The following is a 17,086-nucleotide window of genomic DNA, read 5'->3' on the forward strand; positions in this document are numbered from 1 at the left end:
ACCGACGGAGAGCGAGCCTATATCATCGGCGCCGCGCGCCATGCAACGCAGCGCCGTCATCTCAAAGCTTCGTCAGCCATTCATGCTCGGGCGCATTGTGGAACTTCCAAGTCCGCTTCGGCCCGGCCATCACGTTGAGATAATAGAGATCATAGCCATGGATGGTCGCGCAGGGATGGTAGCCCTTCGGCACCAGCGTCACCACGCCGTCCTCGACCAGGAGGGTCTCGTCGAGCGAGCGATCGTCGGTGTAGACGCGCTGGAAAGCGAAGCCCTGCGGCGGGTTCAAGCGGTGATAGTAGGTTTCCTCGAGCGCGGATTCGTGCGGCAGGTTGTCCTGATCATGCTTGTGCGGGGGATAGGACGAGGTATGGCCGCCGGGCGTGATGACTTCCACGACGAGAAGAGAATCCGCCAATGCCGTCTCGGGCAGGATATTGGTGACGTAGCGGACATTGGTGCCCTTGCCGCGCACTTCCTGTCCGACATCATCTGGAGAAATCCGCCGCGCCGGCAGCCCGCCATTCAGCGACGGCGCCGAGCAGACGGCGAGCGTCACGGCCGTTTCCGCCGTTGCTTTCCATTCGGAACCGCCCGGAACATACACCGAATCCGGCTTGCCCTCGAAGGGTGACATGCGCGTCCCGACGGATCCGAAATCCTGGCCGCCGGCCTCGATCCGCGCCGTGCCGGAGATTAGGACGAGGCAGACCTCGCGATCGTCCGTCTGGTGATGCGCGCTTTCGCCGGGCGCGAGGTGATGGAGATCGAAGCCGACATAGGTCCAGCCCGCCAGCTCCGGCGTCACATTGATGGTCCAGCCTTCGTTGCCGGACGGCTTTACCAGGAGATCGGACTTCATCGGGTTTCCTCCCTTGCGCGCTCGCGAGGCCGCTTCAGCGCTTCCAGCCTGCCTCGGCCATGAAGCGGGACAAATTGTCGAAGCCCATCTTCACATACTGGGCCGGCGGTGCCTTGACCGGATCCTGCTCGGCCTCGATGACGACCCAGCCGGAATAATTGGGCAGCGCCTTGAACACCGAGACATAGTCGACAGAGCCGTCGCCGGGCACCGTGTAGACACCGGCGAGCACTGAATCGAGGAACGACCAGTCGCCCTCGGCTGCCTTGGCCGCGACGTCGAGCCGGACATCCTTGGTATGGACATGGGCGATGCGGTCGCGATAGCGGCGCGCCACTTCAGCCGGATCGGCGCCGGCCCAGGTCAGGTGGCCGGTATCGAGCAGCAGCTTCACGGCCGGTCCCGTCGAGGCCATCATCCGGTCGATCTCGTCCTCGGTCTGGATCACCGTGCCCATATGGTGGTGATAGACGAGCGTCAGACCGTCCTCTTCAGCCAGGAAGTCGGCGAATTTCGTCAGGCCAGTGTTGAAATGGGCCCATTCCGTCTCGCTCATCTCGGGACGCGAGGAGAGCGGCGCCGACTTCGTGCCGTGCACCGTCCGCGTGCATTCAGCTGCGATCAGCACCTTGCATCCGAAGGCCTTCAGGAGGTCGATATGCGGCCGAGCGGCGGCGAATTCGCTTTCGGCGTCGCGCTCGATCAGGAAGGTCGAGTACCAGCCGGAGACGAGGTCGAGGCCATGCGCGTCGAGGATCGGGCGGAGTTCAGCGGCCTTGCGCGGGAACTTGTTGCCAAGCTCCATGCCCTCGATGCCGATTGCCTTCGCCTCGGTCAGGCATTGCTCGAGCGGAATGTCGCCGCCGATCTCCTGCATGTCGTCATTGGACCAGCAGATCGGGTTGGCGCCGATGCGGATCATGGTGGCTCGTCCTCCAAATGCCCGCTCGGGGCTGTGTCGCGTGTTCTCGCAGCTTGTCATTGCCGGGCTTGACCCGGCAATCCAGACTTGCTTCCGCATGTCACGAGCGGCAGCAAGTCAGCCTGGATTGCCGGGTCAAGCCCGGCAATGACAGAGTTTGAAGCTGGGCCCGGCAGCGGCAGCGCCCAAGCCGATATGATCAATTCACGAAGCGCTGCGCCTTCAGTGCCGCCTCATAAGCCGCGCGGGCTGCATTGACGGTCGGTCGATCGCTCACTTCCGGCACTGCGACATCCCACCAGTGGCCACCGGCCTCGGTGGTGATGAGCGGGTCGGTGTCGATGACCAGGACGGTGGTGCGGGTGTTCGCCTTCGCTTCGGCGAGGCCGGCTTCGAGTTCTGCAATGGAGGCGACCTTCCTGGCGATCGCGCCGAGGCTCGCGGCATGGGCGGCGAAGTCGATCGCCGGCAGCACCTCGTGGCGCGTGTCGCGGAAGAGATTGTTGAAGTTGGCGCCGCCGGTGGCCATTTGCAGCCGGTTGATGCAGCCGAAGCCGGAATTGTCGAGCACGACGATGACGAGCTTGAGCCCCAGCATCACCGAGGTCGCGATTTCCGAATTCATCATGAGATAAGAGCCGTCGCCGAGCATGACGACGACCTCGTCCTGCGGCTTCGCCATCTTGGTGCCGAGGCCGCCGGCAATCTCGTAGCCCATGGTCGAGAAGCCGTAGTCGAGATGATAGGAACCGGGCGCGCCGGCCTGCCACAGCTTGTGCAGCTCTCCGGGCAGCCCGCCGGACGCACAGACGAGCGTCGCCTCGCTGCCGAGCACGCGGTTGACGGCGCCGATCACCTGGCCGTCGGACGGCAGTGGCGCATTGGTGGCGGCGGTTGCCTTGTCCGCGTCGGCGAACCAGGCCGTGCGGCCCTCGGTCGCCCGCCTGGTCCAGCTCTCCGGCGCGCGCCAGCCGCCGAGATCGGCGGCGAGATCCTTGAGACCCGCCAGCGCGTCGGCGACGAGCGGCAGCGCCCGATGCTTGGTCGCGTCGAACACCTGCGGATTGAGCCCGATGACGGTCTGGTGGCTGCTCTTGAACAGCGCCCAGGAACCGGTGGTGAAATCCTGCAGCCGCGATCCGACGGCGAGGATGACGTCGGCATCCTCGGCAAGCTGGTTGGAGGCCGAGGTGCCGGTGACGCCGATCGAGCCCATGTTGAGCGTATGAGCGGCGGGGAGGGACGACTTGCCCGCTTGCGTCTCCGAGACGGGAATGCCGAAGCGCTCGGCAAAGGCCTTCAGGGCGTCCGTCGCTTCCGAATAGAGCGTGCCGCCGCCCGAGACGATCAGCGGCCGTTCGGCGGCGCGCAGCGCTGCCACAGCGGCGGATAGCTCGTCTTCGGAGGGGCGCATGCGGCGCGGGGTCCAGACCCGCTCGTCGAAGAAGCTCACCGGATAATCGTAGGCTTCGGCCTGCACATCCTGGCAGAGCGCCAGCGTCACGGGACCGCATTCAGCCGGATCGGTGAGCACGGCCATGGCGCGGTGCAGCGCCGGGATGATCTGCTCCGGCCGCGTGATGCGATCGAAATAGCGCGACACCGGGCGGAAGCAATCATTGGCCGAAACCGTGCCGTCGCCGAAGTCCTCGACCTGCTGCAGGACCGGATCGGGCCGGCGATTGGCGAACACGTCGCCCGGCAGGAGCAGGACGGGCAGGCGGTTGACGTGAGCGAGCGCCGCGGCGGTGACCATATTGGTCGCGCCAGGTCCGATCGACGAGGTGACCGCCATCATGCGGCGGCGGAAGCTCGCCTTGGCGAAAGCGACGGCGGCATGGGCCATCGCCTGCTCGTTATGGGCGCGGAAGGTCGGCAACTGGTCGCGGGCAGCATACAGCGCCTCGCCGAGACCGGCGACGTTGCCATGGCCGAAGATCGCCCAGACACCGGCGAAAAGCGGCACCTTGGCGCCGTCTATCTCGGTCATCTGGCTGGCAAGGAAGCGGGTCAGCGCTTGCGCCATGGTGAGGCGGATCGTGGTCATGGACTGGTTTCCTCGCATTCCCTCGTGACCGGGACGTCCCTGGATGCCCCGCCTGTTATTCTTGTGATTGCCGGACTTGACCCGGCAATCCAGCCTGTCTGCGTCAACCGGATCATTTCCCGCTGACCGGATTGCCGGGTCAAGTCCGACAATGACAGGCGCGCGGGAAACCTTCGATGGCGCTAGGTCGCCGCCGGCCGGCGTACGCCCTGCCATGCCGCGACCAGCCGTTCAAATTTCGCGGCCATATCGGACACGGCCTCCTCGTCGGTCATGCTGCCGGCCAGCCAGCGCTCTGCGGCCTCGGCGAAGATCGTACGCCCCACCGCGAAGCCGCGCACCAGCGGCGTCGCCTGTGCGGCGCGGAAGGCCTCCACCAGTTCGTGTTCCGGCGCCTCGAGGCCCAGCAGGACGATACCCCGGCACCAGGGATCGCGCGCGGCGATGACGGCGCCGATGTTGCGCCAGGCGGCCGCACTCTTCTGCGGTTCGAGCTTCCACCAGTCGGGGCGGATTCCGAGATCGTAAAGCCGTGTCAGGATGCGCGCGAGCGTTGTGTCATCGACCGGGCCATTCTTGCCCGCGATGATCTCGACCAGCAATTCGCGGCCGACGGTGAGCGCGGCGTCTGCGAGGCGCAGCAATTCGCGCTCCTGCCGTGCCTTCAGCTCTTCGCTGTCGTCGGGATGGTAGAAGCAGAGGCACTTCACCGTATGGCCGATCGGCCATTCGACGAGATGGCTGCCGAGGTCGGGAAGGTGATCGAAGTCGAGCGGGCGCGAGCCCGGCTTTTCGACCGGCCGGCCGATCCAGAAGGCTTCGCGCGCCGCCTTGGCCATCGCCTTGCGGCCATAGGTGCTGTCGAGCAGCATGCCGAAGCCCGGTCGCCCCTTCGCAACGCGAGCCGCCGCCTCGACGGCCAGCACTTTCAGCCCTTCGATCTTCTCGCGCGGGACGTCGAGACGGTCGGCCACGGCTTCGAGCTGGCTGCGATGATCGATCGCGAAGGCCAGCAATTCGCCGGTGGCGCCGCGCCGCGTCGTCGCCCAATGAATATGGGCGAGATCCGCATCCTTGCGCAGCGCGCGATGTTCGCTGCCCTTTTCAAGGAAATGGCTGAGCTCGGCCCATGTCGGGTATTCGGGCGAGCAGAGCAGCCGAGACACCGCGAAGGCGCCGCAGGCATTGGCCCAGGTGGCGCAGGTCTTGAGCGGCTCGCCCTTCAGCCAGCCGCGCAAGAAGCCGGACATGAACGCATCGCCCGCGCCGAGTACGTTATAAACCTCGATCGGGAAGCCGTCGCCGACGACGCCATCCTCGAGATCGTCGGTGATCGGGCCGTCATAGACGATGCAGCCCATGGCGCCGCGCTTGAGAACGATGGTCGCCGGCGAAAGCGCTCGGATCGCCTTCAACGCTCCAAGCACATCGTCAGCGCCGGAAGCGATGCGGATTTCCTCCTCGGTACCGATGATCAGGTCGCAATCGGCAAGTACGGTCTTCAGCTGGTCGGAGACACGGTCCGACTTCACATAGCGCTCGAAGCCGCTGGCGTGGCCGGCGAGGCCCCAGAGATTGGGCCGGTAGTCGATGTCGAACACCACGCGGTTGCCGTTCGCCTTGGCAATGCGGATCGCCTTGCGCTGTGCCGCGGCACTCGCCTCGCGCGAGAAATGCGTGCCCGTGACGACGATCGAGGCCGCGCTCGCGACGAAGCCCTCGTCGATATCCGCCTCCGAGAGCGCCATGTCGGCGCAGTCGGTGCGATAGAAAATCATCGGCGAAACGCCCTCGTCCTCAACGGCGAGCAGCACGAGCGCCGTCAGCCGGTCGGGGTCGATGGCGATGCCGGCCGTCGCGACACCCTCGCGCGCCATCTGCTCGCGGATGAAGCGGCCCATCTGCTCGTCGCCGACGCGCGTGATGACGCCGGATTTCAGTCCGAGCCGCGCCGTGCCGATCGCGATGTTGGAGGGGCAACCGCCGACCGACTTGGCGAAGGAGGTGATGTCCTCCAGCTTCGATCCGATCTGCTGGCCGTAGAGATCCACCGAGGAGCGGCCGATGGTGATGACATCGAGTGCTCGGGCGGCACCCGTCCGGACGGCTTCTGTCATCGCATGCTCCCTTCGATATCGGCACTGCCTCAAATGAGACGCGCGGAATGAAACATAAATTCCGTTATTCCGTCAATACGGAATACCTGATCTATGACGGTCGGCGTGCATCGGCGACTGCGACGGTGAGGGTCATGGCGAGCGCCATCGTGGCGGAGAGCAGACGGAAGCCCTCGAAATCCGCCTCGACCACCTCGAACCAGACGCCGAGCTTGGGGATCAGTGGGCTGAACGGGCTGTCGGTAATGACGATGAGCGGCACGCCCTGGTCGGCGGCCTGACGGGCATAGGCCAGAGTCGCCGAGGCATAGGGCGTGAACGAGACGGCGATCGCCGCGTCGCGGGGGCCGGCAAAGGCGAGCATCTCGGGATCGGTGCCCTGCGGCGACCCGACCAGCGCCGATTTCACGCCGAGCTTGCCGAAAGCGTAGCTCATATAGGACGAGATCGGATAGGAGCGCCGCTGGCCGATGAGATAGATCGTCTCGGCCGGCGCGAGCAACGCCACAGCCGCATCAAGCCGTTCCGCCGAAACGCGCTCGCGCAGCGCCTGGACGGAGCGTTCAGCAGCGTCGCAAAAGCCGGACATCAGCGCGGCTGAACGGGCGCTGCCGCCGGCATGCGAGCGCAGTGCGTTGAGGCGCTCGGAATAGCTGGCGGTCCGATCGCGCAGCCGGTCCTGGAACACGTCCTGAAGGTCGGAAAATCCCTGGTAGCCGAAGGCCTGGGCGAAGCGCACCAGCGTCGAGGGCTGCACATCCGCCTTCTCGGCGATGCTGGCCGCCGTGCCGAAGGCGACCTCGTCCGGATTGGCCATGGCATAGGCCGCGACCTGCGCAAGGCGCTTTGGCAATTGATCCTTGCGGCTGATCATGACGTCGCGGAGCTGCCAGAAATCGCGGGGCGCGCCGCCGTCCGTCTCGATGCTCATCCTGCCCGCCCCACCGTTCGATCCTGCTCGCCCACGTCCGCATCAGCGCGGCCGTGTGGCCTTGACGGTCGCATTCGATATGGAATAAACGTTCCATCATTATCGCGATCGGTCAACCTGTTTCAGTGTGGCTCGGCAGGTGAGGGCCGAGGCGGTTGTCCGGGCAGGCGGCATCAGGCGGGGGAGACGCGGCGATGGCGGGCGAACGGAATATCGGCGTCGGTCTGATCGGCACCGGCTATATGGGCAAGTGCCATGCGCTCGCGTGGAACGCGGTGGCGCCAACCTTTGGCGACGTCGCGCGTCCGCGCCTCGTTCATCTCGGCGAAGCCAATGCCGCGCTGGCGGGCCAGAAGGCGGCCGAGCTCGGCTTCGCGCGCGGCTCCGGCGACTGGCGCCGCGTTGTCGAGGACCCGGAGGTCGACATCGTCTCGATCACCACGCCGAATGCCTTCCATGCCGAAATGGCGATCGCGGCGCTCGAAGCGGGCAAGCATGTCTGGTGCGAGAAGCCGATGGCGACGTCGCTCGCGGACGCCGAGGCAATGCTTGCCGCGGCCCGCAAGGCCGGCCGGGTGACAGCGCTCGGCTACAACTACATCCAGAACCCCGCAACGCGGCACATGAAGGCGCTGATCGCCGAGGGTGTGATCGGCACGGTCAATCACGTCCGCTTCGAGATGGACGAGGACTTCATGGCCGATGGCACCGCGCCATTCGGCTGGAAGAGCATGGCGGCCTCCGGCTATGGCGCGCTCGATGATTTTGGCGTTCATCCGCTGTCGCTCCTCTCGGTGCTTGTCGTGCCCATCACCGAGGTGATCGCCGATCTTGCCAAGCCCTATGAGATGCGGCCAGCTTCCGGCGGCAAGGCGGTCGAGACGCATGACATCGCCAATGTGCTGTTCCGCGCCGGTACCATCTCCGGCAGCCTGTTGCTCAATCGGTCCGCCTGGGGCCGCAAGGGTCGGATCGCCGTGCAGGTGTTCGGCTCGGAGGGGACGCTCGCCTATGACCAGGAGCGGATGAACGAGCTGCAGCTTTATGAGGCGCGCGGCACGGCGGCGAACCAGGGCTTTCGCACCATCCTGACCGGCACGGTCCATCCGCCCTATGACAAGTTCATCCCGGCGCCTGGCCACGGCCTCGGCTTCAACGATCTCAAGGTGATCGAGGCGCGCGAGATTCTGAAGCGGATCGCCGGCGAACCGGCGCATCTCATCGATTTCGAAGCGGGCCTTGCCGTCGAGCGGGCCGTTCACGCCATGGCGCGCTCCCATGCCGAAAAGGCCTGGGTTCGCGTCGGCTCCTGATCCAATCGTCTCCTCCAGCGGAATCAAACTCATGACTGTCAGACTGGGACTTCTCGGCGCCGGCCGTATCGGCAAGGTGCATGCCGGCGCCATCGCAGCCATCCCGGCAGCCAAGCTCGTTGCCGTCGCCGACGCGTTTCCCGAGGCCGCGAAGGCGCTTGCGGCGTCTTCGGGCGCCGAGGTGCGCGAGGCTGATGCGATCATGGCAGCTGCTGATATTGACGCCGTCCTGATCACGACGCCGACGGATCTCCATGCCTCGATGATCGAGCAGGCGGCCAAGGCCGGCAAGGCGATCTTCTGCGAGAAGCCCATCGATCTCGATGTCGCGCGCGTGCGCGCCTGCCTCGCCGTCGTCGCCGAGCATGGCGTACCGCTGATGGTCGGCTTCAATCGCCGCTTCGATCCCAATTTCGTCGAGGTTCGCCGCCAGATCGATGCCGGCACGATCGGCAAGGTCGAGATGGTGTCGATCACCTCGCGCGACCCCGCTCCGCCGCCGGCCGACTATATCAAGCGCTCGGGCGGTCTCTTCCGCGACATGACCATCCATGATTTCGACATGGCGCGCTTCCTGCTCGGCGAGGAGCCGGTAAGCGTCTTCGCCAGCGCCTCGGTGCTGGTCGATCCGGTGATTGGCGAGCTTGGCGACTATGACAGCGCGTCGATCGTGCTGACAACGAAGTCCGGCCGGATCGCGCAGATCTCGAATACCCGGCGGGCGAGCTATGGCTATGACCAGCGCATCGAGGTTCTTGGCGAGAAGGGTCTGGTCTCGGCCGATAATCTCCGCGCCACCAATGTAGAAATCGCCAATGGCTCCGGCTATCTGCGCGAGCCGCTGTTGAATTTCTTCATGACCCGCTACACCGAGGCCTATCGCGCGGAAATTACTGCCTTCGTCTCGACGATCACGTCGGGAGCCAAGGTTTCTCCTTCGGGCGATGACGGTCTTAAAGCTCTTCTCATCGCCGATGCGGCTTTGCGCTCGGTCAAGGAGCAGCGGGCCGTGACGTTAGGCTGAGATACTTCCATTGAATATGTCTCTGCCCACTGAAATAATTTGACTCGTTCTTTGGACGCGCGCTCAATCCCTCGCAGTGCTGGTTGCGGGGGACTTTCGTCATGGCGACGGGAATGGGTCTGCTCGAAAGAGCGCGCAAGCATATCGGCGAGAAATACCAGAATATTCGAGTCCCGAAGGATGCCGGCGATTGGCGAGGACCATGGGATTGCGCCGAGTTCGTTTCCTGGCTGGTTTTTCAAGAGGGCGGCATCCTTTACGGCTGCCTCAACAACAATGCTCAGCCGGCCATTGCCGACGCCTATACTGGTGCCTGGAAACGTGACTCGCTGAGCATCGGAAAACGCGTCTCGGTCGAGCAGGCGGCGGCGACGCCCGGCGCTTTCCTGCTTCGCTATCCGCCCGTCGAGGGCGAAATGGGCCATATCGCGGTTTCCGATGGCCAGGGAGGGACAGTCGAGGCCAAGGGTACGCTTTACGGCGTTGTTGCCGACAAGGTGTCGGGCCGGCGCTGGGATGTCGGCGTCCTCGTGCCTGGCATCGACTATACCGAGGGATCAACCATTCCTCTGTCGGCGCCAACCAAGCTCTACGCAGTGAACCAGCCCAACATGGACCCCGCGATCGTCGAGGCGATCCAGGCGGGACTTCAGGCGGCGGGCTTCAGTCCGGGCAACGAGAAGGGCATTTTTGGGCCAGCCACCATGGAGGCGGTGGCGCGGTTCCAGCGTATCACCGGTCTCGTCGCCGATGGCGAAGTTGGCCCCGCAACTGCCAAGGCGCTCGGCGTTCAACTGGTGGGCCTCGTGCCGACGGTCCTCACCCTGGTGGCCGGAACCAACCCGCTCGCCGCCGTCGCCATTGCGCTTTTGCCGGTGCTCGGCAAGCTGATCGTCAACGACAAGAGCGGCAATCTCGCAGGTTCCACCGCCGAAGTGGTCGCCGCAGTCACCGGCACGCGCGACGCCGACCAGGCGCGGCAGGCCGTGGCTGCCGATCCGGATCTTGCCCAAACCCTGCAATTGCGCGCTGCTGCGATTGCTGCCGCGGCTGCAAACGGCCCGGCCGCGCCGGGAGCGACGCCAGTCGCCGAGCCGCAACCGGCGTCGGGCGCTTCGCCTCCCGGCGGCGGCAATGGTTCCACTCCCGCCGCCAGTCCGTCACCGCCGCCTCCGCCGCCGCCGGTCGACAACTCCGATATCAGGGATGCCCGCGCATCCGCGCTCCAATTCGCGAAGCAGGGCGGACCGCTCTCCGTTGGACCGATCCTCGTTTCGACGATTGTCCTGATCGGCTTTTTCGTCGTGCTTGGTCTCTTGATGTCGAATTGGTTCGGTCTCAATTCAACCGACCCGAAATTTCAGATCCTCAATATCGTCATCGGCTCGCTGACAGCAGCTTTCGCCACAGTCGTCAGCTTCTGGCTGGGGTCATCGCAGGGATCGCGCCTCAAGGACGCGGCTGCGCTCACGACCCAAATCACGACTTCGGATGAGAATATCGAACGCTTCAAGGAGCAGAATAAGGTTCTCCAGAGCGCACAGGAATCGCTGCGCAACACCACGGCGCGTCAAATGGGCCCGCCGGGCGCGACATCCGCGGTCAAGTCGGCCTCCAATTTCGACGCCTGTCTGACCATCGTCCTCGAATGTGAGGGCAATGACACCTTCACGAACAATCCCGCCGATCCGGGCGGGGCAACGAAGTATGGCATCACGCTGGCGACGCTGAAGGATTGGCGCGCAGCGCGGGCCGATGGCGCGCCGGTGACTGTCGACAGCGTGCGCAATCTCGAGCGAGGCGAGGCGCGCGAAATCTATCGGAGCCGCTACTGGAACCTGCTGAGATGCGACGAGTTGCCGGCCGGGGTCGATCTGATCGTGTTTGATTTCGGGGTCAATGCGGGACCCGGTCGGTCGGCCGAACTGTTGCAGAAGGCCGTCGGCGCCAAGCCCGACGGTTCAATCGGGCCGCTCACGCTGGGCGAGGTGAAGGCCAAGGATCCGAAGGCCATCGTTGAGACGATGTCGGACCAGCGGCTCGATTTCTACAAGGGCCTTTCCGGTTGGGCGACGTTCGGCAATGGCTGGTCCAACCGCGTCGACAAGGTAAAGAAAGCGGCTCTCGCGATGCTCGCCTCCCTCGGCGCTTGATAGGCAGAAGTTCTGCGGCACAGTGCGCCAAGGTTCACAAGAGCGTCACGCACCGCACCTAGGGTCCGGCCGAATTTCAAATTCGGACGGACCCCCATGATCAACCGCCGCCAGTTCCTTGCCACATCGGCAGCCCTTGCCGCTGCCACGGCGCTTCCCGTCAGCCGTGCTTTCGCTGCGACCAAGCTCGACATTTTCACCGATAGCGACGCCAACATCTCGGACTGGCTGTCGAATATTGTGAAACCGGCTTTCGAGGCCGCGCATCCCGAATACGAGGTGAATGTCGTCATCGCTCGCAATGGCGGCCTCGACCAGGTGGCGCAGCGCGCTTTGGCGGCGCTGAACGCCAAGGCCGATCCGCAGATCGACTTCGCCGAGCAGTATGATCCCAACCTGCCGAAGGGCGGCATCGAGGCCGGCCTCTGGGTCAGGTTCGACGACAAGCTCGTCCCGAACTTTGCCCATGTGAACAAGGCCGCGATCCAGTCGCCCTATTCGATGCCTTATCGCGGCTCGCAGGTCCTTCTCGCCTATGATTCGGCGAAGGTCCCGGCCGACAGCGTTCCGAAGACCTGGGATGCGCTGGTCGCCTGGATCAAGGCCAATCCCGGCCAGTTCATCTATAACCGCCCCGACAAGGGCGGCTCGGGCAAGAACTTCGTTGTCCGCGCCATCCACGAGGCGAATGATCGTGATCCGGCGCTGTTCACCGCGTCGAACTTCACCAAGGAAGAGGGCGACAAGCGCCTGACGCCGGCCTGGGCGCTGCTCAACGATCTCGCCCCGTCGCTCTATGAAAAAGGCTCTTATGCCGCCGGCAATACGGCCGCGCTGCAGATGCTTTCGAATGGCGTCGTCTCGATGGTGCCGATCTGGTCCGACATGGTGCTGCAGGGTCTCGACCAAGGCGTTGTGCCCGAGACGATCAAGCTCGTGCAGCTGCAGGATCTCGCGCTTGCCGGCGGTTTCTCGGCCTCGGTGGTTCCGACCATCGCCGCCCACAAGGATGGCGCGCTGGCCTTTGCCGACTTCCTGCTCACAGAGCCGATGCAGACCTCGGTGCTCAATGATCTCGGCGGCTTCCCCGGCGTCGATTGGTCGGTTCTGCCGACGGCGCTGCGCGAGAAATATGCCGCTGTCATCCCGGCCTCGATCCCGACCTATCCGGAAGGCGACTGGTCGACCGCTCTCAATGACGGCTGGTACCGCAACGTGGCGCCAAACATCACGCGCGGCTGATCGGCGCCTATGGCTTTGATGACCGTTGAACGAACCGAGGCCCGGCGGTTTCCCGTCGGGCTTCTCCTCGTTGCCGCTCCTGTTCTCCTCGTCGCCGTCTTCGTGCTGCTGCCGGCAATCGCCGCGATCGTCTCGACGCTGCGCCCGGACGCGGCAGGCTGGTCGTTCTCGGCCTATGCCCGCTTTTTCGGCGACCGGCTCAGCACCGGCAATCTCCTGTTCACGCTCGTCTCAACCCTTGTGACGTCCTCGGCGCTGCTCCTGCTGTGTCTGCCGATCGCGCTCTATCTGCGCTTTTCGAGCGGACGGCTGCCGACCTTTGTGCAGAGCGTCGCGGTGTTTCCGCTGTTCGTGCCCGGAATCATCGTCGGCTATGCGCTGATCCGCTTCATGGGGCCGAACGGCACGATCCAGACCGTGCTGCATGCGATCGGTATCAATGGCTTCCGCTCGCCCTATCTGACGCCCGTCGGGACGGTCATCGGTCTCGTATGGGAGGGGATTCCGCTGACGCTGCTCATCCTGCTTTCCGGCCTCGCCCAAGTTCCGGACGCTGCGATCGAAGCGGCACGGGATGTCGGCGCCGGCGGGCTCAGGATCCTCACCGGCATCATCCTGCCGCTCATCCGCAATTCGCTCACCGTCGCATTCTCGCTGTCCTTTCTCGGCGTGTTCGGCGCCTTCACGATGCCTTATCTGCTCGGCCCCGCCTCGCCCGAGATGATGGGCGTCTTCATGCAGCGCACCTTCAGCGAGTTGCAGGATCCGCTCCAGGCGCAGACCCAGGCGGTGATGTGCTTCCTGTTCTGCGCGGTCGTCGGCGTCATCTATGTCCGCTCGGTGGCGCGCTCGCGGAGGAAGTCAGCATGACCGCCGTCCCGCGCCGCCTGCTGCAGATGGCTCCTGGCGTCTCGCTTGCAACCCTCTTGACCGGCTTCATCATCGTTCCGATCGCCGCGGTGTTCCTGTGGGCCTTCGCCGAGGTCTGGCGCTATCCCTCGCTCATCCCGACGCAATGGGGCTTCCGCTTCTGGGCGGCGATGCTGTCGCGCGCGGATGTCTGGGCGGCGCTGCGCACCTCGATCGCGCTGTCGGTGATCGTGACGCTGTTCTCGGCTCTGATCTGCCTGCCGGCGGCCTATGCCTTCGCCCGGCTCGAATTTCCCGGCAAGTCGGCGCTGCTGCTGTCCTTCCTCGCGACGCAGGCCTTCCCGAAATTCGGCCTCTATATCGCGATTGCCTCGATCTTCTTCTCGCTCGGCCTTGTGGGCACCTTTGCCGGGGTCGTGCTGATCCAGCTCGTCAACACGCTGCTGCTGATGATCTGGATTCCGGTCGGCGCGTTCCAGGCCATCGATCGGCGGCTGGAGGAGGCGGCGCGCGACGTTGGAGCTTCGGCAACGCGGACCTTTCTTTCGATCACGCTGCCGCAGGCGGGGCCGGCGATCGGCGCAGCCCTGCTGCTGACCTTTGTCGGCACCTTCTACGAGACGGAAGGGGCGTTCCTGATCGGCGCGCCACATGTCCGCACGATGCCGGTGCTGATGATCTCGCTGATCAACAACCAGCTCGTCGTGCAGTATGGCGCGGTGCTCTCGGTGATGCTGTGGGTGCCGTCCTTCATCGCCCTGCTTTTCGCCCGAAAGATTCTCTCCGCCCGCGCTATTGCCGGCGGCCTCGGCGCCTGAACGGATTTCCATGTCAGAACTCGTCATCGACAGGCTGAGCAAGCATTTTTCCGGCACGAGGGCCGTGGCCGATGTCGAGGTCGCAATCGACGACGGCGAGCTTGTCTGCCTGCTCGGTCCTTCAGGCTGCGGCAAGTCGACCGTCCTCAGGATGATCGCCGGCTTCGAGCGGCCGACCTCCGGCCGCATCCTGATCGACGGCGAGGATGTCGTCGCCCTGCCGCCCGACCGCCGTCCGACTGGCATGGTGTTCCAGAGCCATGCGCTCTGGAGCCATATGACGGTGTTCCAGAATGTGGCTTTCGGCCTCAAGCTGCGGCGGCTGTCGCGCGCGGCGATCCGGGAAAAGGTCGCCGGCGTCCTCGATCTCGTCGGACTCACCGGCTTCGAGGCGCGCTATCCCGGCCAGCTTTCCGGCGGTCAGCAGCAGCGGGTCGCCATCGCGCGCTGCGTCGTGCTGGAGCCGAAGATCCTGCTGATGGACGAGCCCTTCTCGGCGCTCGACGCGCATCTGCGCGTGCGGCTGCGCGAGGAGGTCAGGGCGATCCAGCGCCGGCTCGGACTCACCACCATCTTCGTGACGCATGACCAGGAAGAGGCGCTGACGCTGGCGGACCGCGTCGTGGTGATGCGGAGCGGAACCGTCGAGCAGATCGGCTCGCCCTCGGCCATCTACGCCGAGCCGGCGACTCGCTTCGTCGCAGGCTTCATCGGCACCATGAACATCATCGAGCGGCAAGTCACGGGAGGGCTTGCCAAGCTCGGCGACACACGGATCGCCGTCGACGGCCCGGATGGGATTTATGGCTTCGCGCTCCGGCCGGAAGACCTGTCGCTGGGCGGTGCCTGGAGCGGCGAGGTTCAGCGCGTTCTTGATCTCGGTGCCTTCCGCATGCTCGATGTCACGGTCAGCAGCGAAACGATCAAGGTTCAGGTCGACAAATCCGTGCGGATCCTGGTCGGAGACGAGATCGGCCTCGACATCCACGAGGTCGCGGCCTTCGATGGCGAGGGCCGCGCCCGGCCTGCGCGCGTTCATGGCACGATTGAAAGCGGAGTGCGCCTCCATGCGTGAGATCAGCGAACTGCCCGATGCCCCGCGTGCCGCCGACGGCGTTGCCATCTGGAGCGGCTATCATCGCGTCCGGCTCAAATGGCACCGGATGAAACGCCGGGTCGAGGATATCCCGTTCACGCCTGCGATCCTCCGCGAGGCGCTCGCCGCCGGGGCCTCTTCGGAGGTCGATCTCCGCGCGCATGGCGAAGACGGGTTCGTCGTGCTGCATGATGATCGGCTCGACCGCGAGACGTCGGGCTCCGGGCTCGTCGCCGCTGCGGACAGCGCCTTGCTGCGAGCGCTGACGATGCGGGCTTCGGACGGGACGATCACCGACGAGCGGGTGCTGCTGCTCGACGATCTCGCCGAACTTGCGGCCGGTGATGCGGCAGCGGATGCACTCGTCCAGCTCGATCTCAAGGAAGAGGCGAGCGCCATCACGCCGGCCGTCATCGCGCGCTTCGCCCGGCTGATCGGTCCGGTTGCCCAACGCTTCATCCTGTCGGGTGGCGACTGGACGGCCGTCCGCCGCCTCGCCGAGGCGACGCCAGGTCTTGCGGCCGGCTTTGACCCCTGCAGCGACGATACGATCGAACGACTGAACAGCGGCGCCGATTTAGACGTCTTCGTGGCGGAGGCACTCGCGGCCGCGCCGCGCGCCTCGACCATATACCTGCATTATCCGATCGTCCTGAAAGCGGCTTCGCTCGGCCACGATATCATCGGTGCTTTCCACGATGCCGACCGTTTGATCGACGCCTACACGCTCAATACAACCCATGCGGACGCCGCGCGGACGTTGCGGCAACTGGTGGCGCTCGAAGTCGACCAGATCACGACCGACGAGCCGATCGCGCTTCAGGCGTTGTTCGAGAGCAGCGACACCAGCCAGGCGTGAACGCTCGGATTGGCGCCGAGCACGGCGCCCCGCGCGTCGACCGGCGCACCGGTGAAGCCCGTAACCCTGCCGCCGGCCTCTGTCAGGATCAGCGCGGCCGCGGCATAATCGAGCGGCGAGAGGCCATCCTCGAAGAAGGCGTCATGGCGGCTTGTGGCGACATAGCAGAGGCTGAGCGCCGCTGAGCCGAGGCGGCGCATGCCGGCGGCTGTGTCCATGATCGTGCGCAGCGCCCGGTGATAGGTCTCGACATCAATGCTGCGCACCTGTCCGGGCACGGGCAGGCTGGCGGCAATCAGCGCTTCTTCGGGCGCCAGGCTGCGGGCAATCGAGAGCCGCTGGCCGTTCAGATAAGCGCCGAGGCCTTTCTCGGCGACGAAAGCCTCGCCGAGCGAGGGATCGAGCACGACGCCGGCGACGGTCTCGCCGTCTTCGACCAGGGCGATGCAGATCCCGAAGAATGGCAGGCCCCAGGCGAAATTCGTCGTCCCGTCGATCGGGTCGACGAGGAACGTGCCGCTAGCGCTGCCGCAGATCGCGGTTTCTTCCTCGCCGGTGATCGCATGGTCCGGGAAGCGGGCAACGAGCGCAGCCGCAATCGCCCGTTCGGATGCGATATCGGCCGCCGTCTGGAAATCGCGCGCGCCTTTCAGCGTCAGGCTGGATCGTTCATGCCGGCCGCCGAGCGCCTCGATCGCCGCGGCGCCAGCTATCGCCGCCTCCAGCATGGCGAGGGTCCTTGCGGAGGGTGCAATGGCCGGCAGCGCGGCGATGTCGGCGAGACTCATAGGCATCGATCTGTCCTTGTTTCGGCCGCCGTCGATAACCCAGC

Annotated in this window: 14 protein-coding genes; 8 read left to right on the top strand and 6 right to left on the bottom strand. The window is 65.2% G+C overall.

Features of this window, described 5'->3' with window-relative positions:
• Positions 1-61: 61 nt before the first annotated feature.
• From iolB to LB518_RS22130, 5 genes are all read right to left on the bottom strand, one after another.
• Positions 62-862 carry a 5-deoxy-glucuronate isomerase gene (gene iolB / locus LB518_RS22110; protein ID WP_224579996.1) on the bottom strand — a complete coding sequence of 267 codons (801 nt, stop codon included), beginning with the start codon at positions 860-862 and terminating at the stop codon, positions 62-64.
• A gap of 34 nt (positions 863-896) precedes the next feature.
• A complete protein-coding gene (gene iolE, locus LB518_RS22115) occupies positions 897-1,784 on the bottom strand; it encodes a myo-inosose-2 dehydratase (protein ID WP_224579997.1) in 888 nt (295 codons plus the stop codon).
• A gap of 199 nt (positions 1,785-1,983) precedes the next feature.
• Entirely contained in the window at positions 1,984-3,831 is a 1,848-nt protein-coding gene (gene iolD / locus LB518_RS22120) for a 3D-(3,5/4)-trihydroxycyclohexane-1,2-dione acylhydrolase (decyclizing) (RefSeq protein ID WP_224579998.1), read from the bottom strand.
• A 182-nt stretch (positions 3,832-4,013) separates the two neighbouring features.
• Entirely contained in the window at positions 4,014-5,948 is a 1,935-nt protein-coding gene (locus LB518_RS22125; RefSeq protein WP_224579999.1) for a bifunctional 5-dehydro-2-deoxygluconokinase/5-dehydro-2-deoxyphosphogluconate aldolase, read from the bottom strand.
• A 91-nt stretch (positions 5,949-6,039) separates the two neighbouring features.
• The gene (locus LB518_RS22130) at positions 6,040-6,879 is read right to left on the bottom strand and encodes a MurR/RpiR family transcriptional regulator (RefSeq protein WP_224580000.1); all 840 of its coding nucleotides are present in this window, start codon (positions 6,877-6,879) and stop codon (positions 6,040-6,042) included.
• Positions 6,880-7,073: 194 nt separating this feature from the next.
• Between LB518_RS22130 and LB518_RS22135 the strand changes: the two genes are divergently transcribed.
• The 8 genes from LB518_RS22135 (at position 7,074) to LB518_RS22170 (ending at position 16,254) form a co-directional block, all read left to right on the top strand.
• A complete protein-coding gene (locus tag LB518_RS22135; protein ID WP_224580001.1) occupies positions 7,074-8,192 on the top strand; it encodes a Gfo/Idh/MocA family protein in 1,119 nt (372 codons plus the stop codon).
• A 31-nt stretch (positions 8,193-8,223) separates the two neighbouring features.
• Positions 8,224-9,216: an inositol 2-dehydrogenase gene (gene iolG, locus LB518_RS22140; protein WP_224580002.1), complete on the top strand. Its 993-nt coding sequence runs from the start codon at positions 8,224-8,226 to the stop codon at positions 9,214-9,216.
• Positions 9,217-9,317: 101 nt separating this feature from the next.
• The gene (locus tag LB518_RS22145) at positions 9,318-11,369 is read left to right on the top strand and encodes a glycosyl hydrolase 108 family protein (RefSeq protein ID WP_224580003.1); all 2,052 of its coding nucleotides are present in this window, start codon (positions 9,318-9,320) and stop codon (positions 11,367-11,369) included.
• Positions 11,370-11,468: 99 nt separating this feature from the next.
• Positions 11,469-12,611, top strand: coding sequence for an extracellular solute-binding protein (locus LB518_RS22150; RefSeq protein ID WP_224580032.1), 1,143 nt, complete (start codon positions 11,469-11,471; stop codon positions 12,609-12,611).
• 9 nt (positions 12,612-12,620) lie between these two features.
• Complete coding sequence (locus tag LB518_RS22155) at positions 12,621-13,481, top strand: ABC transporter permease (RefSeq protein ID WP_502845868.1); 861 nt, start codon at positions 12,621-12,623, stop codon at positions 13,479-13,481.
• Positions 13,478-14,299 carry an ABC transporter permease gene (locus LB518_RS22160; RefSeq protein WP_224580005.1) on the top strand — a complete coding sequence of 274 codons (822 nt, stop codon included), beginning with the start codon at positions 13,478-13,480 and terminating at the stop codon, positions 14,297-14,299. Before LB518_RS22155 ends, LB518_RS22160 begins: the two co-directional genes overlap by 4 nt.
• A 10-nt stretch (positions 14,300-14,309) precedes the next feature.
• The gene (locus tag LB518_RS22165) at positions 14,310-15,374 is read left to right on the top strand and encodes an ABC transporter ATP-binding protein (protein WP_224580006.1); all 1,065 of its coding nucleotides are present in this window, start codon (positions 14,310-14,312) and stop codon (positions 15,372-15,374) included.
• The gene (locus tag LB518_RS22170) at positions 15,367-16,254 is read left to right on the top strand and encodes a glycerophosphodiester phosphodiesterase (protein ID WP_224580007.1); all 888 of its coding nucleotides are present in this window, start codon (positions 15,367-15,369) and stop codon (positions 16,252-16,254) included. The genes LB518_RS22165 and LB518_RS22170 overlap by 8 nt, the downstream gene beginning before the upstream one ends.
• On the opposite strand, the gene LB518_RS22175 is transcribed toward LB518_RS22170, so the two are convergent.
• The gene (locus tag LB518_RS22175) at positions 16,215-17,048 is read right to left on the bottom strand and encodes an inositol monophosphatase family protein (RefSeq protein ID WP_224580008.1); all 834 of its coding nucleotides are present in this window, start codon (positions 17,046-17,048) and stop codon (positions 16,215-16,217) included. The two genes, LB518_RS22170 and LB518_RS22175, sit on opposite strands and share 40 nt — an antisense overlap.
• Positions 17,049-17,086: the final 38 nt, after the last annotated feature.

Source organism: Mesorhizobium sp. BR1-1-16 (genome assembly GCF_020165495.1).
Taxonomy (GTDB): Bacteria; Pseudomonadota; Alphaproteobacteria; order Rhizobiales; family Kaistiaceae; genus Kaistia.